We start from the raw sequence: 20,410 nt of genomic DNA, 5'->3' as shown, positions 1-20,410 counted from the left end.
AGGTCGACGGGACCGAGCCTGATCTCGTCGACACGACACCACGCACTTATCTCGACGGGGAAACGCCATGAGCCTCGCCTGGCCGGGCATCGTCCTGATGCAGGAGAAGGCACCCAGATCTACAGGCCGGGCTGGCATTGCTGCCCGGCAGCCGCGAACCCCTCGCCGGGGTGGTGGAGGCGGCCACGCTCGCGGACGAGATCGGGTACCCGGTAATCATCAAGGCGGTTGCTGGCGGCGGGCTTGGCATGCCGTGGTCGGCTCGGCCGGCGAGTCCACCGAGGCGTGGGCGCGGACCCGGGCGAGCGCCCAGGCGGTGTTCGGTGACGCGCGGCGCTGCGTGGAGCGCTACCTCGACAGCGCGCGGCACGTGGAGATCCAGGTGCTCGCCGACACGAACGGCGGCGTGGTGCACCTGGGCGCGTGGGACTGCTCGCTGCAGCGGCGGCACCAGAAGCTCGTCGAGGAGTCCCAGGCGCCGCGGTTGTCCCCGGACGTCGTGGCTGAGATGGGTGAGGCCGCGGTGGCTGGCGCCCGGGCCGCCGGGTGTGGGATCTAGCAGTGATAGATGACGTGGCGACGCTAGCAATACTGCTGCTTGATTGTCTAGCAGTGCTAGGGTCGGCTCATGTCGGTACAGGAACGCAAGGCACGCGAACGGGCGGAGCGCGAACGCCTGATCTTGGCCACGGCCCGGGAACTCGCCGAGCAGCAGGGCTGGGACGCGGTCACCACTCGCCGGCTCGCCGAGCGCATCGAGTACAGCCAGCCCGTCCTCTACAGCCACTTCCGCGGCAAGCGCGAGATCATCGGCGCCGTCGCGCTGGAAGGCGCCGCCGAGATGGCGGCGGCGGTGCGGGCCGCGGCCTCCGCCGCGGACGGCCCGCGCGCCCGGGTCATCGCCCTCGCCCGCGCCTACCTCGACTTCGCCGCGCGCAACCCGGCGGTCTACGACGCCATGTTCCAGCTCGACGGCGGGCTGGCGTTCGCGAGGGCGGACACTCCAGAACCTCTGAAGGACGCCTTCGCCGCCCTGCTGGAGAGCCTCGCCGAGGTCGCCGGCGACGGCGTCCACCCGGCGTTGTTCACCGAGGTGTTCTGGGCGGCCCTGCACGGGCTGGCGACCCTGACCTGGGCGGGACGGCTGCCACCGGAGGACGCCGAGCGGAGGACGGAGCTGCTGGTGGACCGGCTCGCCGTGCTCTGACGCACCGTCCCGCCGGGGCGCCCGCCCGGCATGCTGCGGTGCTCCCGACCGCGTGTCCGGAGCGCGAACGGACGTTCCCGGCCGCGCCGGCCCATCCGGGGCCGCTCTTGCCTATCCATCGCGTGGGCAGGCACCCGGAGGCGATCGGGGCCACACTGGGTCCACGAGTCAGTCGCGGGCCGGCAAGTCTTCCTCCGGCGAGCTGGGCGAGTTCCTCCGGTCCCCCCCGCGGCGGTCACTCCCCAGGAGCTCGGGTTCGCCCCCCCCTCGTCCGGTGACCGGCAGATCAATCATCCGGGACATCGTCCGAAAGGGCGATCTGGTCTGCGCGTGGCGAAGTCGGCAAACCCGGCCGAGCCTGGAGGCGAAGCGATCCGGACGGCGTCAGCGGCGGCGAGGAGTATTGACAGATTTGGTCGAGGAGCACGATATGCACGACCAGTTTCGTCGCGAACTCGACGCGCTCCTGCTTGCACGATCGAGTCCGCGACGGCCTGGCGTCATTATCGGCGGCAGCACGGGGATCGCGGCCGCCCCGGGATACGTCAGTCGCTGGGGGGTTGGCAACCACCGAAGTCGAAGTCGAAGACGTTGCCGTTGGGCGAAATATGCTCCGTGATCTGGACCTTGGCGTAGACGCCGCCGCCCGCGTTGTGGATGACGAAGTGTTCGGTGTCAGTGGAGACGATCACGTCACCGCCGTCCGGGCTGGTTGACTTGCCGCCGAACCAGCTCGCGCCGCTCACGGTGTAGGTGTTGCCGGCCGCATCCTGGAGGGTCACACCGTTCGGGGTGATCGTGCCGGTGACATGGTAGATGCCTTGGGCGTCCTGGTTGAGGTGGAACACCTGGTTGACGGTGCCGCTGACTGCCGTCAACGTGTCCGCGCCGCAGGTGAACGCCGCACCCGCGGCCGGAAACGAGGTGTGCGTGGTTGTGCTGGCGCCTTCCGCGAGAGCTGGTGTGACCGCCAGGCCTAACGCGCAGAGCCCGCCGGCGCCTACCACCGCGATTCGACGCGCCATGTTGATGCGCTTCATAATCCCCTCCGTTGTCGGAAAGAAACGCGATCTCAACGAGACGCGTTTTCGGAATCTTCTTTGGACTGTCGGCCGATACGTCTCAAGTCGCTGCCATGACCACGGCCGTTACGCGGATGAAAAAGTGCTCCAACCTGGGTTGGCAGGAGTTCGAGGTGGACATTTTGTGGCAAAATTGGCGTGGTTGTCCATTTTGGTGGATCCTGCCGTCCCGAATGCCGTGATCAGGCCTATGCCATTGACTGGGGCGGAAGCCTCAAGCAGCTGCCGCTTCAGTCGCTGTCGCCGTGCTTCCCGGTGGCGCGGTGGTCGGGTTGGGCGCGGAGGTGGACCTTGCCACCGGCTACGCGCAGGCCGACGTCGTCGAAGGCGGTCACCCAGTCGGAGGCGACGGACGCTAGCCGCTGCCGCTTTCATGGCGGGTTGCCTCGACGATTCCGGTGTTTGCCTGGGACACTGGCGCGATGGCACCCGATGCCGAGCCGGTGAAGCTGCGTCTGGTCGAGCTGCTGGGTGCCGTGTCGCTGGCCACCGACCTCGGGACGGGCCAATCACACTTCCACGGTGTGCGGACGTCGGTGTTGGCGGCGGCTCTCGCCCGGGCGTTGGGCCTGGACGACGCGTCCGTTGCCGCCGCCCAGCAGGTGGCGTTGCTGCGTTTCCTCGGTTGCACGGCGGACGCGGGGGAGACGGCCCGGATGACCGGTGGCGACGATCTCGCGTTCCTGGCCGGCATGGCCCCTGCGGCGCTGGGCGGCAAGGCGGAGATGGGCCGGCAGTTGGTGCGTACGGTCGGCGCCGGGCAACGGCCGCTGCGACGGGCGGCGCTCGTGGCGGGCGCGCTCGCTGACCCTGCCGGGGCGAAGCGGTCGTTGTCGGCGCACTGCGAGGTGGCGGCGATGCTCGCCGCACGCCTCGGTGCGTCCGCGACGGTGCGCGAGGCGCTGGCACACGGCTACGAGCGCTGGGACGGCGCCGGATTCCCCGACGGTCTGGCCGGCGAGGCGGTGCCGCCGGCGGTGCGGGTGGCGGTGGTTGCCCGGGACGCCGCGATGTGGTGGCAAATCAGCCGGGCGGAGCTGGCTGAGGTGCTGCACGCCCGGCGGGGCCGGGCCTATGACCCCGCGGTGGTCGACGCGTGTGTGGCGGTCGGCCCGGGCGTGCTCAGCCGGCTGGAGGAGTCCGATGTGTGGGAGGCGATGCTGGCCGCCGACCCGGGCGGTGACGAGATCGCCGGCGCGGGCCTGGATCTGGCGCTGGAGGCGGTCGCCGACTTCACCGACCTGAAGTCGCCCTGGACGCGGGGGCACTCCCCGCGGGTGGCCGAACTGGCCACCGCCGCCGCCAGGCGCCTGGGGATGACGCCCGAGGACACCACCACGGTGCGGCGGGCGGCGGCGGTGCACGACCTCGGCCGAGTGGGTGTCCCCAACGGGATCTGGGACCGGCCGGGTCCGCTGGGGGTGGCGGAGTGGGAGCGGGTGCGGCTGCACCCGTACCTGACCGAGTCGACCCTGGCCTGCTGCCCGGCATTGGCAGGCCTGGGCCGGCTCGCCGGGGCCCACCATGAGCGGCTCGACGGCTCGGGCTACCACCGCCGCACCCGAGAGCTGGGCATGCGCGAGCGGGTGCTGGCGGCCGCGGATGTGGTGGCGGCCTTGGGCGAGGACCGACCCCACCGCCCGGCGCTGACCGCCCCGCGGATCAGCGACACCGTCATGGCCGAGATGAAGGCCGGCCAGCTCGACCCCGCCGCGGTCGAGGCCGTGCTGGCTGCCGCGGGCCAGCCCACCGCGTGGGCACGACGGTCAGGGTGGCCCGCGGGCCTGACCGACCGCGAGGTCGAGGTGCTGCGCCTGATCACCCGGGGGCGTACCAACAGGCAGGTCGCGGCCGGACTGCACCTGTCGGTCAAAACCGTGGGCCGGCACATCGAGAACCTCTACGCCAAGATCGGCGTCAACTCGCGCGCCGCCGCAGCGGTGTTCGCGATGGAACACCGCCTCCTCGGCTCGTGATTCCTTGCGAAATGGGGTGTTCGCCCGATGCGGCCGGCGCCGCACCCGGCACATCGTTTTCTCCACCACCCTTGAGCGAGGAGACACGAATGCCCACCATCGCAGTGCGCGACACCACCATCTACTACGAGCAGGCCGGCACCGGTCCGGCGCTGCTGTTCATCCACGGCATGTGCGGAGACGCCCGCGTGTGGGCGGGCCAGGTCGAACGCCTGTCCGCTCGGTTCACCTGCCTCACCTACGACCGCCGCGGCCATACCCGCAGTGGGCGGGGCAGTGAGCCCGAGTCCGTGCCGACCCACGCCGCGGACGCCGCCGCCCTGATCGAGACGCTCGGCCTACGCCAACCGGTCGTGGTCGGCTCGTCCGGCGGCGCCCGGATCGCCGTCGAGGTCGCTCGCACCTGCCCGGGCCTCCTGGCGGGGGCGGTGTTCTCCGAGCCGCCGATCTTCAGTCTCCAACCGGAGGCCGGGCAGGCCTTCATGACCGAGATCGCCGCCGCCGTGCGCCCCGCAGCCGAAGCCGGCGGCGCCGCCGCAGCGGTCGACGCCTTCTTCCCGCTGGTCTGCCCCGGCCTGTGGTCCCATCTCGACGAGACGGCCAAGGACCGCTACCGGGCCAACGGGCCGATGATGCTCGCCGAGTTCGCGGGCCCGTCCTACCGGTTCAGCGCCGACGACGCGGCCACGATCGCCTTGCCGTGCCTGGTGCTGGCCGGCACCACCAGCCACCCCGCGCTGCGAGCGATCGCCTCCACCCTGGCCCGTGCGCTGGTCGATGCGCGCTTCGTCGAACTGGAGGGGTCCGGGCACGTGACCTACGCCGAGCGGCCGGACGAGTTCGCCCGCGCGGTGGCCGCCTTCGCGACCGAGGTCACCACGGGCGTCCCCAACGCAACCGTCTGACGCCTTGAGGGGAAGCAACGCCCGGTTTTCGCCGGCGCGCACCACCCTCCTGGAGCTGGGCCAGTCCCGGCGGGTGGTGGGCGGCGGCAAGAGGCCGCCGGTGCAGTTCGGTCAGTTCGGGCCGGGTCGCGGTCCGCAGCTTCGCGTCCAGGTTGGACAGCGGCTCGTCCATCAGGAACGCCCCGGGATCGCGCACCAGGGCGCGGCCCAGCGCAACCCGCTGCCGCTGGCCGCCGGACAGTTCCTTCGGGCGGCGGTCGAGCAGGCCGTCCAGGCCGAGCACCTGCGCCACCTCCGTCACCCGCTGCCGGATCTCGGACTTGGGGCGGCGGCGCGCCCGCAGCGGGAAGCCGATGTTGCGCTCGACCGTCAGGTGCGGGTAGAGCGCGTAGCTCTGGAACACCATCGCGAGGTCTCGGTCGCGCGGCGGGGGTGTGGGTGATGTCGCGGTCGCCGAGGAGGATGCGGCCCGCCGACAGCGGCGCCAGCCCGGCGATCGCGCGCAGCAGCGTGGACTTGCCGCAGCCGCTGGGACCGAGCAGCACGAGGAACTCGCCGTCGCCGACGTCCAGCGTGACCTCGTCGACCGCGCCGAACCGTTTGGTCCTCCCGTGGCGTCGAAAAGGGAAATGGTGGGTTCGCGGCGCATTGCAGCAGCCGGTGGTGGAGCGCAGGTGAACGGGTGGACACGAAAGCGGCGCAGGAAATGCCTGTTCAGGGCTTGTTCTGCGGCTATTGGAACGCGAACCGCGTCGATCGGCGCGGCCGATCGACAGGATGTTCCGATCGCGTGAGAAGAATGGTTGCCGGACACTTTTCGCGCGGTGGTGCGTGGTTAGCGTGAGCCTGGTGACTGCACGTCCCCGGCTCGTGCTCACGTTGATCTTCGTCGCGTCGTTCCTCGTCTACCTCGACACCAGCATCACCCCGGTTGCGGTCCCCGCCATCCGGGCAGGCTTCGGCGCCGGGCCCAGTGTCGCCCAATGGCTGCTCGACGCCTACACGCCCGCCTTCGCCTGCCTCCTGCTCACCGCCGGGTCGCTCGGCGACCGCCTGGGCCGCCGCCGGACGCTGCTCGCCGGGATCGCGGGGTTCACGCTCGCGTCGGTGGCTTGCGCTGCCGCGCCCAGCAGCGGCGCGCTGATCGGGGCGCGCAGGGCGTGTTCGCGGCCGCGGTGGTGCCGGTTTCCCTGGCCGCCACGGCCGAACTGTTCCCCGGAGCGCGGCAGCAGCGGGGTTGCACTGGCGCTCGGGCCGCTGCTCGGCGGGGTGCTCGTCGAAAGTGCCGGGTGGCGGAGCATGTTCTGGATCAACCTGCCGATCGGCGTGCTCGCCTTCACCGGTCTGGTGTGGACGATGCCGCGCGCGGCGGCGCCCGGTGGACGGCGGATCGACCTCGCCGGCCAGGTGCTGTTCGTGGCCGGCGCCGCCGCGGTGACGTACGTGCTGATCGAAGGCCGGGCGCTGGGTGGGGTTCGCCGGCGGTGCTCGGGATGCTGGCCGGGGGACTGGCCGCGCTCGGCGCGTTCGTGGTGTGGCAGCTGCGGGCCCGGGAGCGGATGCTGCCGTCGCGGCTGCTGCGGATCCGCGAGGTGCGCTGGCGTGCGCGGTGAACTTCCTGGGCCTGTTCGGGCTGTACGCGGTGCTGTACCTGATGACCGTGCACCTGCAGGAGGCGGTGCCTGGGCGTCACGGCCGTGCTGGCATCCGCCGTGGCGGCGCGGCTGGGCACGCGGGTCACGATGGGGCTGGGCTGCATCACCGCCGGCCTGCTCGGCCTGACGCTGCTGGAGACCGGCGCCGGGTACTGGTCCTACGGGTGGGCGCTGGTGCTGCTGGGGGTGGGGGTCCCGCCGTCCAGTGGGGTTGTCGCCATCCAGGCCATGATGGGCGCCGTGCCGCCCGAGCTGAGCGGAACGGCGTCGGGGAGCATGAACACGTTCCGCCAGTTCGGGGCCGTGTTCGGGGTCGCGCTGGCCGGTCTGCTGTCCTCAGGACCGGGGACGCTGTGGGTGACGTTCCTGGTCGCCGCGGTCGGCGCGCTGCTGGTGGCGGCCCAGCGACCGGCGCCGGTGCTAACTGGCACGTTGTACGTTGTTCTGCCATTGGAGACCAGTCTTTGGATCGGATGGCGGATGTATGGCAGGTACACTGGTGCACATGGCGGTCGGCGAGGATCTGCAGAGCGTGAACTTCACCCCGGCGAAGGACGGCCGGGTAGTGGTGCCTGCGCAGATGCGGAATGCGGTGGGCTGGGATGGGCCCATGGTGATGTATGTCGAGGACGGCCGGGTGGTGATCGAACCGCGCGCCCACCTCGCTGAGCGAATCAGAGACGAGGTCGCGGAGGCATGGCGAGGCGCCGGCTCCGCCGTCGACGAACTGATCGCCGAGCGGCGGTCGGAAGCTGCCCGGGAAGCCGGCGAATGACCGCGGGGGACGTCCTTCTCGACACGTCAGCGGTGCTCGCGTGGCTGCGGAAGGAGCCGGGCGCCGACGTCGTCGATCCGGTGCTGCCCGGTTCGGTGATGTCTGCCGTCAACTGGGCTGAGCTGGCGACGAAACTGGCCCAGTACGGTTTGCCGGTCGAACGCACGCTCACTCGCCTGCAGGCGCTCGGTATTCGTGTCGTTCCGTTCGACGCGGCGACCGCGGTCACCGCCGGCCTGCTGTGGGAGGCGGGAAAGGCGGCTGGGCTGTCGCTCGGTGATCGAGCGTGTCTCGCCACCGCCCTGACCCGGGAGGGCCCGGTGACCGTGTTCACCGCCGACAGCGCCTGGGCGGACGTCGACGGGGTGGCCGCATCAGTCAAGCTGATCCGCTGACCTGCGGCAGGAAAACGGCCCGCCCCGTGCGCCATCCAGGCGCACCGAGCGGGCCCGCGAGCCCAACCTTCAGCCGGGCAGCTGTCCCTCCGTGATCCAGGCGGCGACAGGCGGGCCGAGCACCGCCATCGCGCGGGGGATCAGCACCCCGCCCGGCCACCACCCGCGGACCTTGGCGACCAACCCGATCCACTGGATCTTCCACAGTGCCTCGACCCACCGCCGCGGCCCGAACGCGCGCCAGAACACCGTCCCGGTGCCGATCGTGACCATCCCGGCGACCTCGTCCGGGTGCACGGCCGTGAACAGCAGCGCGATCTGCCCGCCCAGGATGTGCCCGAACGGGTGCAGCGGCGCGCCCGGGAACCGCGACCGCAGCGCCGCGGCCGCCGCGGGCAGGTCGGCCTCGATCAGCTCCCGGTACCCGAAGTCCGGCCCCTCCCGCAGCGCCGGCTTCGCCTCACCCCGGCCGCGCAGGTCCACCGTCGCCACCGACAGCCCAGCCGCGTGCAGCGCCTTCGCGGCTGCCGGTCGGGGATGCCCGCCGGCGGATCGCCCAGCTCCGGATACCTCGTGGACACCGGGCGGACCCGCTTGCTGCTCGACTGCCGACCCGGGATCGCCACCGCGCTCTCCGCCGTGGACGGCCCACTGGACGGCGTGCGTGATCACCCACCTGCACATCGACCACTGCTATGACCTGCTTCCGCTGGGCAAGTCGCTGCTCAAGCCGATGCTGCGGTTCCCCGGCGCCCCCGAGTTCGGCGGCGAGTGCCGGCCGGTGCCGCTGGTGGTCCGGGCCGGGGCGAAGGAGCTGTTTGCGCGGTGGTCGCAGCTGTTCCCGATCGCGTCGATGCCGGTGCTGAACCGGGCGTTCGAGATGGCCTACGACGTGCGCGAGTACGAGCCGGGCGCGCTGTTCGGGTTCGGTGACTGCGCGGTGGAGCTGCACGAGCTGGTGCACTCCGCGCCCAACTGCGGGATCCACGTGACTGACGCTGAACGGACCCTGGCCTACACCGGCGACACCGGCATGACCGATGCACTGGTCAAGCTCGCCGCCGACGCCGATGTGGTCCTGTGCGAAGCGACGCTGCGCGCCACCGACACGACCGGCCACGGCTACCTCAGCGCCGCCGCGGCCGGCCGCGCCGCGACTGGCTGCACGGCCTGCTCACCGAGTCCGGAACGGAATTCGCCGGCCGGATCCGGCTGGCCGAGACGGGGCAGACGCTGCTGTGCTGATCGGCCCGACGGCGGGACCACCGGTCGACCGCCGACGGCCCGGAGATCCTCGCCTACCGCCGCGAGAAGTCCACCGAGAACGGCCGAACGTGGACGGTGGTGAACACGTCCTGGCCGGTGTCCAGGAGCAACCCGGGTGTTTCTCGCCCGCTCCTCCGGTGAGAACGCCGGGTGCATGCTCGGCACCCGCAGGTTCGCCGCCGTAGGCGGTGGCGAACCGGACGGTCAGCACGGCGGCGGTGCGCGCCTCGAAGATCAGGCTGGTGGGTACCACGCCCACCACCAGCGACCGGGCGGTGCCCCGTCCGATGCTCTTGGTCTCGGCCTGGTGTAGAGGCGCGTGCGCATCCGCATCCGGGCGCTGATCACGCACAGCGCGGAGGCGGCGGTGAACAGCGCGGTCACCAGCGGCGACCGGCTGCCGGACTCTGCGGCCACCGGCAGCGGCAGCGTGCCCACCAGCAAGGCTGACCCGAACGCCGTCACCGCGACGGGTGTGTGAACTGGGCGAACAGCCGCCGCCACGCCCTCCGGGAGCGCCTGCCTGGATGCCACGAAGCCCCGCCCTACGGTCTCTCACCGCCTGCGCGGTGCCCTGGCAGTGGTTCAACTCACCTCCTCGGGCCCGCGCCCGGTTTGCCTGCGCGGGGTCTTTGCGGCATCTTTACGGGCGGCGCGCCGGGAAGTCTGGTCGGCACACCCGTTCCCGAACCGGGGGACGGGGTCGCGGACGACGGCAGGAGAACTTCGTGGTGGCTTTCGCCCCGGCATTCACCCGCTTCTGGAGGCGCGGCGGCGCCGCCCGGTTCGTCGTATCCTGCGGCTATGCACGCGTCGCAGATGGCCGAGGAATTCCCGGTGGTCGGTGTGGATTCCGACGCCCTGGAGGCGGCGCGGCTGCTGGCCGAGCGCAGACTGCCGGGGATCGTGGTCACCGACGAGTCGGGGTGCCCGTGCTCGGTCCTGCCCGCCTCGCAGGTGGTCCGGTTCCTGGTGCCGGGATACGTGCAGGACGACCCGACGCTGGCTGGGGTGCTGTCGGAGTCGATGGCCGACCGGGTCGTCGACAAGCTGGCCGGCAAGGCGGTACGGGCCCTGCTGCCCACCGAACCGGTGGAGCTGCCCGCGGTGAACGCCGACGACACGATCGTGGAGGTCGCCGCGATGATGGCCCGGCTGCGCTGCCCGCTGGTCGCGGTCGTGTCCGACCGGACGCTGGTCGGGGTGATCACCGCGTCCCGGCTGCTGGAGCTGGCGCTCACCCCGCACTGACGGAGGCGGTGCGATGAGCACCGTCGTCGCGATCACGGTGTTCGCGGTCGCCTACCTGCTGATCGCCACCGAGCGCATCCCCAAGATGGTCGCCGCGCTGGCCGGCGCAGCGGTCGTGCTCGCCTTCGGCGTCGTCGGATCTGACGAGGCGTTCTACTCGCACGAGACCGGCGTCGACTGGGACGTCATCTTCCTGCTGCTCGGGATGATGATCATCGTCGGCATCCTGCGCCGCACCGGCGTTTTCGAGTTCACCGCGATCTGGGCGGCCAAGCGCGCCAAGGGCAAACCGCTGCGCGTGATGGTGCTGCTCGTGCTGATCACGGCGAGCGCCTCGGCGTTCCTGGACAACGTCACCACGGTCCTGTTGATCGCACCGGTGACGCTGCTGGTGTGCGACCGGCTGGACATCAACCCCGTGCCGTTCCTGATCGCCGAGGTGATGGCCTCCAACATCGGCGGCACGGCGACGCTGATCGGCGACCCGCCGAACATCATCATCGGCAGCCGCGCGGGCCTGACGTTCAACGACTTCCTCGTCCACATGACGCCGATCGTGATCCTCGAGCTGATCGTGTTCACACTGATCCTGCCGCTGCTGTTCCGCGGCTCCTTCCGGGTCCATCCGGACCGGATCGCCGACGTGATGGCGCTCAACGAACGAGAAGCGATCCACGACCCCGTCCTGCTGATCAAATGCGGCGTCGTGCTCGCCGCGGTGTTCACCGCCTTCGTCGGCCACTCGATCTTCCACATCGAACCGTCCGTGGTGGCGCTGCTGGGCGCCGGGATCCTCGTGCTCATCTCCAAGTCCCGGCCCAAGGACTACCTGGCCAGCGTCGAGTGGGAGACGCTGCTGTTCTTCGCCGGGCTGTTCATCATGATCGGCGCGCTCGTGCACACCGGCGTCATCAGCGACCTCGCCCGCCTCGCCGGCGACGCGACCGGGGGTGACGCCCTGGTCGCCGTCATGCTCATCCTCGGCGTCTCCGCGGTGCTGTCCGGCGTCATCGACAACATCCCGTACGTCGCCACCATGAGCCCCGTGGTCGCCGACCTCACCGCGAACATCGCCGACCCCGTGCACGCCGAAGCGCTGTGGTGGTCGCTTGCACTGGGCGCCGACTTCGGTGGCAACCTCACCGCCGTCGGTGCGAGCGCCAACGTCGTGGTCCTCGGCATCGCCAAGCGCGCCGGCACGCCCATCTCGTTCTGGGAGTTCACACGCAAGGGCATCGTGGTCACCCTGATCACGATTTTGATCGCCGCGCCCTACCTCTGGCTGCGGTACTTCGTCCTGGGTTGAGCGCCGGCTGCGCTACCATGCCCGGACAACGGACGAACCGGTCACAACGATGTGGAACCGAACCATGGCAGACATGCTGATCGCGCTCGCCATCATCGTCGTCTTCCTCCTGGCGGTGCTGGCGCTGCGCCGGGCCGGTCAGCGGCAGCGGCACCGCTAGAACGCCGACCTGCCGGTCCGAACTCCACCGGCTGTCGCGATCTTCGCGCCGCCCGACGTCGGCGCGGATCCTGATACCGGCACTCTCTTCCGGAATACCTCGGGCTGGTGCCGGCCGTTGGAAGCTTGAGCTGTTCGGACGTGTTCTCGGTCGCGGTCACCGTCCAGCCAGCTCAGCGACGACCGGCGCGAGAGCACCGGCGGCGTCGGCACCGAACACGAAGTAGGAGAAACCGATTTCCTCGCGGCGCCGTTGGATCTCCTCGGCAGCGGCGGAGGGATCACTGGGCAGGAACGCCAGCGAGTCCGCGGCTCTCACGGCGGCGGGGTCGGTGTCGGGTCCGGCCATGAACGCGGCGACCGAGTCGCCGACCACGGGGACGTGCAACGCCAATTCCACACCGCGACGGTCGTCGAAGCGTTCTACCCGTTGCATCGTCGCGGCGCGCGTCTCGATCTGCGGCATCACGAAGGTCACCGTGTCGGCGAGTTCCGCCGCGAGCGCTTCCGCCTTCGGGCCGCCCACGGCCATCACCACCGGGGTGTGCAGGTCCGGGCCGTCGAGGTCGCGCAGGGCCGTGACGACGTCACGCACTTGGCTCGACCGCTGGCCCACCGGGGTGACCGGCAGACCCAGCTCACGGAGTTGGCCGGCGATCCCGGGCCGGCCGGTGCCGATGCCCATCTCGAAACGCCCCTCGGTGAGCACGGACAGCGAGTGCGCCTCCCACGCGGTGATCCACGCAGGCCGAACCGGAGATGCGTACACCCAGGTGCCCACTCGCAGGTCGGTGATCGTCGCCGCCACGGCGAGCGCGGGGCCCGGTGCCGGCTGCCACTGCGGCACGTCGGGCATCAAGATCGTCGAGTAACCACTGTCGGCCAGGCCCTGTAGCTCATCACGCCACCTCGACATGTCACTGGTGATCGGCGCGACGACTCCGAACCGCAACGACCTGCCTGTCATGGTGAAGCCCCTTCTCCCGCGGCCCGGCCTGGTGCCGAGCTTCATATCAGCTACGAACGAGCCAGCGCGCATCCGACACGACACGACCGTCTCGCGTCATCCAGAACACTTAAGTCTCTACTTGACTTATCGGCCGCCGCGGCTAAAGTTAAGTACATGCTTAAGCATGAGGCGGCGGACCGGGTGTTCCACGCGCTCGCGGACGCGAACCGGCGGGCGGTGATCGAGCGGCTGACCTCCGGCCCGGCCACCGTGAGCGAGCTGGCGACCCAGCTCGGGGTGACCGTCGCCGCGACGGTCCAGCACCTCCGGGTGCTGCAGGACAGCGAGCTGGTGCGGTCGGAGAAGGTCGGGCGGGTCCGCACCTGCCAGATCGATCCGGCCGGCCTCCGCAACGCGGAGGCGTGGTTGCAGCGCCAGCGCACAGCGTGGGAGCACCGCCTGGACCGCCTCGGCGCGGTCCTCGACGACCGGACGAAGGAGTCAGGATCATGACCGACCACTCGGTGAAACACAGCACGTTCACGCTCGAACGCACCTACGTCGCGGCGCCCGCCGTGGTCTTCGCGGCCTGGTCCGACCGCGACACGAAGGCGAAGTGGTTCGCGGCCGGGGACAGCCGCTACTCGCTGGACTTCCGGGTCGGCGGCACCGAAACGGTGCACGGCGGCGACGGCGTCGACCTCGTCGCGAGGAGCGAGTACCACGACATCGTCCCCGACGAGCGCATCGTCTACACCACCGCCCTGTTCACCGACGAGGTCCTGTCGACCGTGTCGCTGACCACCGTGCAGCTCGTCCGCGACGGCGACGGGACCCGCCTGGTGCTCACCGAACAGGGCACCTTCCTGGACGACCGGGAACAGCCCGAGTGGCGCGAGCGGGGCACCGGCGACTGGCTGGACGCCCTCGGCCGTCAGGTGGCCCCCCGATGACCGCGGGCGCCGACCGGCAGATCCGCGAGCTGCTGGAGACCCGCACCCGGGCGCTCGGCCGCCGGGACGCCGCCACGGCGGCCGCCGGCTACGACGACGACCTCGTGCTGTACGACGTGGTCGGCCCGTTCGTCCGCCGCGGCGAGAACCCGGCCGACCGGTTGGCGAGGTGGATCGCGTCATACCGCACCGGGATCGGGCACGAGATCCGTGACCTGGAGATCACCGCCGGAGCCGATCTCGCATTCTGCCACTTCCTGGTCCGGATCAGCGGCACGATGCGGGACGGCACCGAGGTCGGCATGTGGGTGCGCGCGACGAGCTGCCTGCGCCGGCAGGGCGGCGCCTGGCGGATCGTCCACGAGCACGCCTCGGTGCCCTTCGACGCCGGCACCGGCCAGGCCGTGCTGCGCGGTGAGCTCTGATGACCCTCCACCACCGGGTGCAGGACGTCGCGGACGAACTGGTGGCCACCGGGGCCGAGACGGGCCTGCAGGTCGTCGTCCACCACCGGGGCCGGCGGGTCGTCGACGTCGTCGCCGGCGTTGCCGACGGCACGACCGGACGGCCGGTGACCCCGGAGATCTTGTTCTTCAGCTTCTCCACCGGCAAGGGCGTGGCCGCGTTGATCGCCCATCTGCTGGTCAGCAACGGCCTGGTCGGCTACGACACGCCGGTGGCGGAGGTGTGGCCGGAGTTCGGGGTGCACGGCAAGGCGACCGCGACCCTGCGGCAGGTGCTGACGCACACGGTGGGAGTGCCGGCGATGCCCGGCGTACTCGGGCCCACCGACCTGGCCGACTGGCCACGGGTCTGCGCGGCGATCGCCGCGGCGGAACCGCGGTGGCGACCCGGCACCGTAGCACCGCGCCGAGCAGAGCTACATCGGGAAGACATAGCCGATCGAGTGTCGGCGCGCTCAATGAGTCATCTGGTGCTAAAAGACCACACACGCCAAGTCGTCGCGCGAGATATTGAAGCTCTCAACCTCCCTGCGGGGGAACACGTCGCACAGAGACCGCTATCAAGGAAGTGGGGAAAATTCGGGCAGTTGAAATGATCACAGAAAACGATCCGCGGGTTAGGGAGTGGCGGCACCCCTCGCGGCTCGGCCCGTCAACCAGGAACCTTGGGTAGCAGCGGCTCCAACCGGGCCGCCAGCGCTTGGGCCTCGGAACAGGCTTTGTGATCGTCGTCGGGTGAGGCCATCACGACGTCGGCCAGCGCCCGCGAGTGCGGTCCGATTTCGATTGCGATACTGCACGCCCCTGAATCCCCTTTGCCTTCGAGCGCTTTTCGCCCGTTTACCGTGGTCTCGGTAGCGCCGGGGTCGGTTTCTAGAAACTCCTGCAATCCCTGGACTGGATCCAGCGCCAAACCGTTGGCGCCATATTCACTCTTGGTCGCGGTGCACTCATTGCGCTTGCTGATGTTCCTGCCGGGGCCGAAACCTTGGCCCGCGTTCAGTTGATCGAGGATGGCACAGGCATTCATTCCAGCGAAAACGTCCTGCCCGCCCGTCGCGGGCGGAGTGCTCGCGGGCGCAGGCGCCGGGGAACCTGACACTGTCGTCGTGCAGCCAGCTACAGCAAGCCCAAGGAAGGGCAGCACGAGGGCAGGCCAGCCGATTCGACTACTGGTGTTCAAATCAATTCCCTTAGTCCTTGAACTTGCCGAGGTGCTGAGTTGCCGCCTCGTCGGACGCATCATAGCGCGCCATTGCCTCGTCGAGGGCATGAACCAGCTGGTTCAGGTTGACCCTGAGCGCCTCATATACCGGAACAAGAGAATTTTCGTCGGAATCCATAGCCTTCTGGAAATGAGCGGCCGCAGTTCTGGCGTATTCGTCGTTCCCGAACTTGGGGGCACGCTTCAATCGCCGAACGTTCTCCTGGATGCCGGCCAGCCGATCCAGCATCGTGGTGACTGCGCGACGGAGATGGGTCCCGGTTTCCTCATCGACGGCCCAGTTACCCGCCCGAGCTGAATCCAGAAGCCGTTTCGTGTCGGCCTCCATCGCCTGCAACTGCCCCGCGTCGCCGAGGCCAGCACCGACGTCCGTCCAGTCCCCCATGTTCATCCCCTCCCCGAGACGAAAGAAGTCCCCGCGCCTAGCATCGACACCGCTAGACCTAGCGCTCCCGAAGCTGGCGTTTCAGGTCCTCGACATCCCACCGGTGATGACCACCGACCGTAGTCAGCGTGGGCTTCACTCGACCCTCATTTACCCAACGTTGGAGGGTACGCCGGTCTACACCGATCGCCTTAGCGGCGTCGGCTGTCGGGACAAGATCACCGGGCACTTGCCTACTTTCGCCCGCGAATGTCGCACTAGTCCAGGCGGTGACGCGAATAGTGTCGTACACGGCTGTTCAACGCGATTATCACCAGATGTCGCAGTTGAGGCAGCTTGGAGCAGCGATGGAACCTCGCCGAAGGTGGGACGTACTGGCGCCGACCTGTACCGACTCGAACGGCCGGACGGCTCGTCTGGTGGCTCCGGGCCGCCGCTGGCCTGCGCTGGCCGTGGCTGCTCGTCGCCGACGACAGCACGGCTCAGCCGATCGGCGATCCTGAGCCGCAGGTAGCCCGGGACAAGGCCGCGTTCTGGCTCAAGCCGTGCGGGCGGTGACCGACATCGTCCTCACCGGTCCGGCGCCCCTGCTGCCCTGGGTCGTGTATCCCTTGATCGGCCTGGCTCTCGGCCGGCTCGCCCTGGTGGACAAGCGCATCGCGCTCGGGGTGCGCTCGGCGGGCTCGCCGCCTGGTGGGTCGCCGCCGGAGTGTCCTACCTGCTGCTGGTACTGGGCGGGGGACGCGTTTCGCTGGTGGAATCCGTGTCACACGGTTACGGGGTGCCTCGGCCGACGCGGCGCTGTTGGTCAGCAGGCTCGAGGGGACCGGAATGCAGGGCACACCCCCGCCCTACAACTGGTGGTGGCTCGCCTCCGACGCGCCGAACTCCAACACGACACTGGACATCATGCGCTCGGGGGGGAATCGCCGCGATGGTGTGCGGTCTGGTTCTCCTGCTCGAGCCCGGAAACGGTGCGTGGCCCCTGGCTGTCGCGGTCGTGGCCATCGAGATCCTCCTGTCCTTCGTGTTCACCGTCCACCTCGGACGCGGACCGGTCGAATGGGTCCAGCGCGGACTGATCTGGCTCAGCGACCTGCCGTCCTTGCTCAGGAGAAGGTCCGGTCGAAGGGAAGCAACCGTGCCTTCGGAGCCGGAGGGCTGACACGTGCTCGATCTGTTGTGGCGGTTGTTGCCCGGTAGCCCGGTCCTGAAGCTGGCGATCCTGGCCGCCGCCGTGGTCGCTGTCGGGATCGCGCTGTGGTACCTCGCGTTCCCCCACCTGGACGAGTGGCTACACGGCGATACCGCCACACTCTAGTCGCGGAGGACTCGCCGACAGTGACGCCTTTCCCGTGGGCGGGTTTTGCTTGGCGAGGGTGCCGACGCTCCTATGGGGGCCGCCCGAGCTACGCCACGTGTTCGTGATCGATGAATGCGGTCAGCGCGTCCACCACTGCGTCGGGTTGCTCGTCGGGGATGAAGTGTCCGGCGTGGGGGATGACGGCGCCTGTCGCGTTGTCCGCCCAGGGGCTGAGGGAAGCGGCCATGTCGGGGATCGAGCCGTGGGAGCTGGAGATTTCCAGGACCGGGACGGTCAATTGCTGTCGTTCAAGTGCATCGTGATTCTCACGCGCGGATTCCGCGGCGTCGCGGTAGTAGGCGAGGGACGCTCGGAGACCGCCCTCGGCCGCGACAGCGGCGGCGTAGTGGTCGATCTCGGCGCTGTCGAACGTGGTCGGGGACAGTGCTTTCGCCGTCAGGATGGGGATGGCGCCGGGGAGGGTGATTCCGGGGATGCCGGCGTCAAGCAGAGCGAGACCGTGCAGGCGCTCCTGGTACTTCAGGGCTAGCGAGAAGGCGACCCAGGCCCCTATGTCGTGGGCGACGAGCCAGTACGTCCGCACGTCGAGTGCGGTCACCGCGGCTTGGACGCGCGAAGCGACGGTGTGCGTGTCGTAGCTGTCGTGAGGGCGGTCGGAGTGGCCTTGTTCTGACAGGCCGAGTGCGATCACGTGGAACCGCTCGGCAAGGCCCGGCATCGCTTTGCGCCACGCCCACCAGGTCTGCAGGAATCCGGCGAGCAGGACGACGGCAGGGCCGGCAGGCTGACCACCTTCCACGGCATGAAGCCCGATACTTTCCGCGTCCACCCAGCGGTCCGTGAACCCCGCAAGGTCGTGCAGCGGCAACCCGGAGATCGAGTTCTCCTCGCACGAGCAGTTCGCGGTGGCGGCAGGGTCAGAAGCAGTTCGATGTGGACATCGTTGAGCAGAGCCAGGGGCGAGTCAGGAGCAGCTCCGCACGATCGTCGAGATCAGCATGAGCGCGGTTTCGCAGGCGTTGCACGCCCGGAGCTAGTGCACGCGGCGCGCGTCCCACAGTAGTTCGGACAGGTCGCGACAGACGGTCTCGGCAGCGCGGTCACACGCCACGGACAGGGAAGCCGTGCTGAAGTAGCCGTGCTGGAGTGTCGGGAAGATCCGCAGCTTGGTCTCGGTGCCGGCCGCGCGCAACCGCTGGGCGAAGGTGAGCACGTCTTCGTAGAGGAAGTCGCGGGCACCTACGCCGATGACCGTGGGCGGGAGACCGGAGAGGTCACCCAGCACGGGCGAGACGCGTGGGTCCTCGCGCAGCTCGTCGCGCCCGCCGAGCAGCGTGAGCGGCAGCCCTTGGATGGCCGGTGAGCGGAAGTCGGTGGCGGGGTAGTTCACGAGCACCGCCGCGATCGGGACGCCGCGATCGCGGCAGGTCTGCGCGGTCGCCAGGACCAGGTGCCCGCCCGCGCTGTCGCCGACCAGCACCAGCCGGGAACACCCCAGCTCGGCGAGGTGCTCGTGCAGCCACAGGACCGCTCCCAGCACGTCCTCGTGCGCGGCCGGGAAGGGGTGCTCGGGCGCGCGCCGGTAGTCCACCTGGACCGACACGGCCGGCAGTGCGGCCGCGATCCGGGCTGCCTGGGCCTGGTGGGTGTCCAGATCGCCGACCACCCAGCCGCCGCCGTGCACGTAGAGGAACGCCACGTCGGTCGGCCTGGCGGGGCGCTGGATCCTCAGGCCCACGGTCTGCTCTCCCACCGGGATCGTGGTGTCCTCAATGGACACCACCGGCAGGTCCCGGTGCGGCTGGACCTGGGCCATGAACTCGCGGCTCAGGCGCCGTGCCTCGTCCGGGTCATCGGTCCGCATCGGATCGATCGGGGCGTCGATGGCCGTGAGTGCCTGCTCCAGCTCCTCGTCGGGGTGTGGCCCGGGCGCGAAGTCCAGCTGCCGGCCGAGGAACCCGATGGTGTGCCGGATCATGGGGACCGCGGCGCCGGAACCGGCGAACACGTGACCGCCGTCGGTTTCGACGTACTCGACCGGGACCGCGAGGTCGGTGAGACAGTCCCGGAGCCGGGTGCTGTGGTCCGGTGTGACGAGCTCGTCCGCGTGCCCGTGCACGATCAGGGCCGGCGGCATCGCCGCGGTGGTCGCGTGGAGCGGGGATGCTTCCGGCACGTCCCAGCCGCCCCGCTCGAGGAGCCCGCCGAGGTCCGCGCCGGCGTCCTCACCGCCGGACCCGCCGCCAGCCACGGACCCCGCCAGCTCGGTGAGATCGGTCGGGCCGTACCAGTCGACGAGGGCCCGCAGCCTCTTCCCGGTCGCCGGTCGCGCCGCGGCCAGCAGGGCCAGATGCGCCCCGGCCGACTCTCCCCAGATCGCCATCCGCGCGTGGTCCAGGCCGAACTCGCCGGCGTGGCTGCCGAGCCAGTCGACCGCGGTGCAGACGTCGTCGACGGCGGCCGGAAAGGCCGCCTCCGCGAGGAGCCGGTAGTCGACCCTGGCCACGGCGAACCCGGCGACCAGCACCCGCTCCAGCAGGTGTGCCTCCTCGAGCCCGACCGGGAAGCGGCGCCGCGACCCGGCCAGCCAGCCGCCTCCGTGCACCCAGACCACCACCGGCGCGAGCTCGCCCGAACGAGCCGGGCGCGGGACGTGCAGGTCGAGGAACAGCGGCCGGTGCCCGTCGATGACCCGGTAGCACAGCGATTCGTGCACCAGCTCGTCCGCCGTGCCGCGGCGCGGCATCGGCGCGGGGAAGGCGTCGGTCCCGGCGGTCAGGGGAAGCGATACGCGACCCGGCATGGCTCAGGCCTCCTTGTCCGTGTGAGCGGCCGGCGACCGCGGGTTGCCCAGGTCGTGCAGACGCAGGTGAAGACCGCCACCGGGACCCAGTCGGTCAGGCCCTTTCCGGCCAGGGCGGCGGCGATCACCGGGGCGAACCCGCCGAGCGCGAAGCCGAACCGGGTGCCCACGGCCATGCCGGGCAGATGCCCCCTGTCCCCGGGTGCGACGCCGAGCTCGGCGATGTCGAGGGTCTTGTAGACGTGCGCCAGTCCGTGCTCCCGCGCCTCTCGCATGGTAGTGTTCCATCGCGTTCCCTAATGTACGAACCGGTACGTTCAACAGGGGAAG

Annotated in this window: 26 protein-coding genes and 2 pseudogenes; 17 read left to right on the top strand and 11 right to left on the bottom strand. The window is 70.1% G+C overall.

The features are described 5' to 3' along the window. Nucleotides 1–253 precede the first annotated feature (253 nt). Both FB470_RS34875 and FB470_RS34870 read left to right on the top strand, forming a co-directional pair. Nucleotides 254–559 carry an ATP-binding protein gene (locus tag FB470_RS34875; protein WP_306998676.1) on the top strand — a complete coding sequence of 102 codons (306 nt, stop codon included), beginning with the start codon at nucleotides 254–256 and terminating at the stop codon, nucleotides 557–559. 69 nt (nucleotides 560–628) lie between these two features. Beyond that, nucleotides 629–1,207: a TetR/AcrR family transcriptional regulator gene (locus FB470_RS34870; protein WP_306998674.1), complete on the top strand. Its 579-nt coding sequence runs from the start codon at nucleotides 629–631 to the stop codon at nucleotides 1,205–1,207. Between the two features lie 545 nt (nucleotides 1,208–1,752). Here the strand turns inward: FB470_RS34870 and FB470_RS34865 are convergent. Next, complete coding sequence (locus FB470_RS34865) at nucleotides 1,753–2,247, bottom strand: hypothetical protein (RefSeq protein WP_306998672.1); 495 nt, start codon at nucleotides 2,245–2,247, stop codon at nucleotides 1,753–1,755. Between the two features lie 464 nt (nucleotides 2,248–2,711). On the opposite strand from FB470_RS34865, the gene FB470_RS34860 reads away from it, so the two are divergent. Then, complete coding sequence (locus tag FB470_RS34860) at nucleotides 2,712–4,265, top strand: HD domain-containing phosphohydrolase (RefSeq protein ID WP_306998670.1); 1,554 nt, start codon at nucleotides 2,712–2,714, stop codon at nucleotides 4,263–4,265. Between the two features lie 89 nt (nucleotides 4,266–4,354). Further along, a complete protein-coding gene (locus FB470_RS34855; RefSeq protein WP_306998668.1) occupies nucleotides 4,355–5,170 on the top strand; it encodes an alpha/beta fold hydrolase in 816 nt (271 codons plus the stop codon). Nucleotides 5,171–5,264: 94 nt separating this feature from the next. On the opposite strand, the pseudogene FB470_RS34850 reads toward FB470_RS34855, so the two are convergent. Continuing rightward, nucleotides 5,265–5,742, bottom strand: a pseudogene (locus tag FB470_RS34850) (ABC transporter ATP-binding protein); the annotation flags it as partial. Between the two features lie 205 nt (nucleotides 5,743–5,947). On the opposite strand from FB470_RS34850, the pseudogene FB470_RS35960 reads away from it, so the two are divergent. Continuing rightward, nucleotides 5,948–6,265 (top strand): annotated as a pseudogene (locus FB470_RS35960) (MFS transporter); the annotation flags it as partial. On the opposite strand, the gene FB470_RS34845 reads toward FB470_RS35960, so the two are convergent. Next, nucleotides 6,169–6,510, bottom strand: a complete 342-nt coding sequence (locus FB470_RS34845; protein ID WP_306998666.1) for a hypothetical protein — start codon at nucleotides 6,508–6,510, stop codon at nucleotides 6,169–6,171. The pseudogene FB470_RS35960 and the gene FB470_RS34845 overlap by 97 nt on opposite strands. Nucleotides 6,511–6,654: 144 nt before the next feature. Between FB470_RS34845 and FB470_RS34840 the strand changes: the two genes are divergently transcribed. The 3 genes from FB470_RS34840 (at nucleotide 6,655) to FB470_RS34830 (ending at nucleotide 7,995) form a co-directional block, all read left to right on the top strand. Beyond that, entirely contained in the window at nucleotides 6,655–6,783 is a 129-nt protein-coding gene (locus FB470_RS34840; protein ID WP_306998664.1) for a hypothetical protein, read from the top strand. A 547-nt stretch (nucleotides 6,784–7,330) separates the two neighbouring features. After that, nucleotides 7,331–7,600, top strand: a complete 270-nt coding sequence (locus FB470_RS34835) for an AbrB/MazE/SpoVT family DNA-binding domain-containing protein (protein ID WP_306998662.1) — start codon at nucleotides 7,331–7,333, stop codon at nucleotides 7,598–7,600. Beyond that, entirely contained in the window at nucleotides 7,597–7,995 is a 399-nt protein-coding gene (locus FB470_RS34830; protein ID WP_306998660.1) for a type II toxin-antitoxin system VapC family toxin, read from the top strand. Before FB470_RS34835 ends, FB470_RS34830 begins: the two co-directional genes overlap by 4 nt. Before the next feature lie 69 nt (nucleotides 7,996–8,064). Here FB470_RS34830 and FB470_RS34825 read toward each other — a convergent pair whose 3' ends face one another. Further along, nucleotides 8,065–8,487, bottom strand: a complete 423-nt coding sequence (locus FB470_RS34825; RefSeq protein WP_306998658.1) for an alpha/beta fold hydrolase — start codon at nucleotides 8,485–8,487, stop codon at nucleotides 8,065–8,067. A 172-nt stretch (nucleotides 8,488–8,659) separates the two neighbouring features. Between FB470_RS34825 and FB470_RS34820 the strand changes: the two genes are divergently transcribed. The 4 genes from FB470_RS34820 to FB470_RS34805 all read left to right on the top strand — a co-directional run bounded on the left by FB470_RS34820 (nucleotide 8,660) and on the right by FB470_RS34805 (nucleotide 11,818). Next, nucleotides 8,660–9,343 carry an MBL fold metallo-hydrolase gene (locus FB470_RS34820; protein WP_306998656.1) on the top strand — a complete coding sequence of 228 codons (684 nt, stop codon included), beginning with the start codon at nucleotides 8,660–8,662 and terminating at the stop codon, nucleotides 9,341–9,343. A 237-nt stretch (nucleotides 9,344–9,580) separates the two neighbouring features. Continuing rightward, nucleotides 9,581–9,742, top strand: coding sequence for a hypothetical protein (locus FB470_RS34815; protein WP_306998655.1), 162 nt, complete (start codon nucleotides 9,581–9,583; stop codon nucleotides 9,740–9,742). Between the two features lie 323 nt (nucleotides 9,743–10,065). Then, nucleotides 10,066–10,512, top strand: coding sequence for a CBS domain-containing protein (locus tag FB470_RS34810; protein ID WP_306998653.1), 447 nt, complete (start codon nucleotides 10,066–10,068; stop codon nucleotides 10,510–10,512). A gap of 13 nt (nucleotides 10,513–10,525) precedes the next feature. Then, a complete protein-coding gene (locus tag FB470_RS34805) occupies nucleotides 10,526–11,818 on the top strand; it encodes an ArsB/NhaD family transporter (protein ID WP_306998650.1) in 1,293 nt (430 codons plus the stop codon). A gap of 316 nt (nucleotides 11,819–12,134) precedes the next feature. Here the strand turns inward: FB470_RS34805 and FB470_RS34800 are convergent, their stop codons facing one another. Continuing rightward, a complete protein-coding gene (locus FB470_RS34800) occupies nucleotides 12,135–12,944 on the bottom strand; it encodes an LLM class flavin-dependent oxidoreductase (RefSeq protein ID WP_306998648.1) in 810 nt (269 codons plus the stop codon). 156 nt (nucleotides 12,945–13,100) lie between these two features. Here FB470_RS34800 and FB470_RS34795 point away from each other — a divergent pair, with 156 nt between their 5' ends. Genes FB470_RS34795 through FB470_RS34780 form a run of 4 tightly spaced genes read left to right on the top strand, consistent with a single transcriptional unit; the run spans nucleotide 13,101 to nucleotide 14,939 of the window. Further along, the gene (locus FB470_RS34795) at nucleotides 13,101–13,439 is read left to right on the top strand and encodes an ArsR/SmtB family transcription factor (protein WP_306998645.1); all 339 of its coding nucleotides are present in this window, start codon (nucleotides 13,101–13,103) and stop codon (nucleotides 13,437–13,439) included. Continuing rightward, the gene (locus tag FB470_RS34790) at nucleotides 13,436–13,879 is read left to right on the top strand and encodes an SRPBCC domain-containing protein (RefSeq protein ID WP_306998643.1); all 444 of its coding nucleotides are present in this window, start codon (nucleotides 13,436–13,438) and stop codon (nucleotides 13,877–13,879) included. The genes FB470_RS34795 and FB470_RS34790 overlap by 4 nt, the downstream gene beginning before the upstream one ends. Continuing rightward, the gene (locus FB470_RS34785; protein WP_306998641.1) at nucleotides 13,876–14,304 is read left to right on the top strand and encodes a YybH family protein; all 429 of its coding nucleotides are present in this window, start codon (nucleotides 13,876–13,878) and stop codon (nucleotides 14,302–14,304) included. Before FB470_RS34790 ends, FB470_RS34785 begins: the two co-directional genes overlap by 4 nt. Beyond that, entirely contained in the window at nucleotides 14,304–14,939 is a 636-nt protein-coding gene (locus FB470_RS34780; protein ID WP_306998639.1) for a serine hydrolase domain-containing protein, read from the top strand. Before FB470_RS34785 ends, FB470_RS34780 begins: the two co-directional genes overlap by 1 nt. A 56-nt stretch (nucleotides 14,940–14,995) precedes the next feature. Here FB470_RS34780 and FB470_RS34775 read toward each other — a convergent pair whose 3' ends face one another. The 3 genes from FB470_RS34775 to FB470_RS34765 all read right to left on the bottom strand — a co-directional run bounded on the left by FB470_RS34775 (nucleotide 14,996) and on the right by FB470_RS34765 (nucleotide 16,182). Continuing rightward, nucleotides 14,996–15,373, bottom strand: coding sequence for a DUF3558 domain-containing protein (locus tag FB470_RS34775; RefSeq protein WP_306998638.1), 378 nt, complete (start codon nucleotides 15,371–15,373; stop codon nucleotides 14,996–14,998). Between the two features lie 163 nt (nucleotides 15,374–15,536). Next, nucleotides 15,537–15,953, bottom strand: coding sequence for a hypothetical protein (locus tag FB470_RS34770; protein ID WP_306998636.1), 417 nt, complete (start codon nucleotides 15,951–15,953; stop codon nucleotides 15,537–15,539). Between the two features lie 58 nt (nucleotides 15,954–16,011). After that, entirely contained in the window at nucleotides 16,012–16,182 is a 171-nt protein-coding gene (locus tag FB470_RS34765) for a helix-turn-helix domain-containing protein (protein ID WP_306998634.1), read from the bottom strand. A 939-nt stretch (nucleotides 16,183–17,121) separates the two neighbouring features. Here FB470_RS34765 and FB470_RS34760 point away from each other — a divergent pair. After that, nucleotides 17,122–17,274 carry a hypothetical protein gene (locus FB470_RS34760; RefSeq protein ID WP_306998631.1) on the top strand — a complete coding sequence of 51 codons (153 nt, stop codon included), beginning with the start codon at nucleotides 17,122–17,124 and terminating at the stop codon, nucleotides 17,272–17,274. An 88-nt stretch (nucleotides 17,275–17,362) separates the two neighbouring features. Here FB470_RS34760 and FB470_RS34755 read toward each other — a convergent pair whose 3' ends face one another. From FB470_RS34755 to FB470_RS34745, 3 genes are all read right to left on the bottom strand, one after another. Then, on the bottom strand, nucleotides 17,363–18,145 hold the full coding sequence (locus FB470_RS34755) for an alpha/beta fold hydrolase (protein WP_306998629.1): 783 nt from the start codon (nucleotides 18,143–18,145) through the stop codon (nucleotides 17,363–17,365). Between the two features lie 165 nt (nucleotides 18,146–18,310). Beyond that, the gene (locus FB470_RS34750; protein WP_306998627.1) at nucleotides 18,311–20,080 is read right to left on the bottom strand and encodes an alpha/beta hydrolase fold domain-containing protein; all 1,770 of its coding nucleotides are present in this window, start codon (nucleotides 20,078–20,080) and stop codon (nucleotides 18,311–18,313) included. After that, nucleotides 20,053–20,355 carry a hypothetical protein gene (locus FB470_RS34745; RefSeq protein ID WP_306998625.1) on the bottom strand — a complete coding sequence of 101 codons (303 nt, stop codon included), beginning with the start codon at nucleotides 20,353–20,355 and terminating at the stop codon, nucleotides 20,053–20,055. Before FB470_RS34745 ends, FB470_RS34750 begins: the two co-directional genes overlap by 28 nt. Nucleotides 20,356–20,410: the final 55 nt, after the last annotated feature.

Source organism: Amycolatopsis thermophila, from assembly GCF_030814215.1.
GTDB lineage: Bacteria > Actinomycetota > Actinomycetes > Mycobacteriales > Pseudonocardiaceae > Amycolatopsis_E > Amycolatopsis_E thermophila.
Note: the sequence above shows the minus strand (reverse complement) of the source record. Positions and strands in the feature narration are given on the sequence as shown.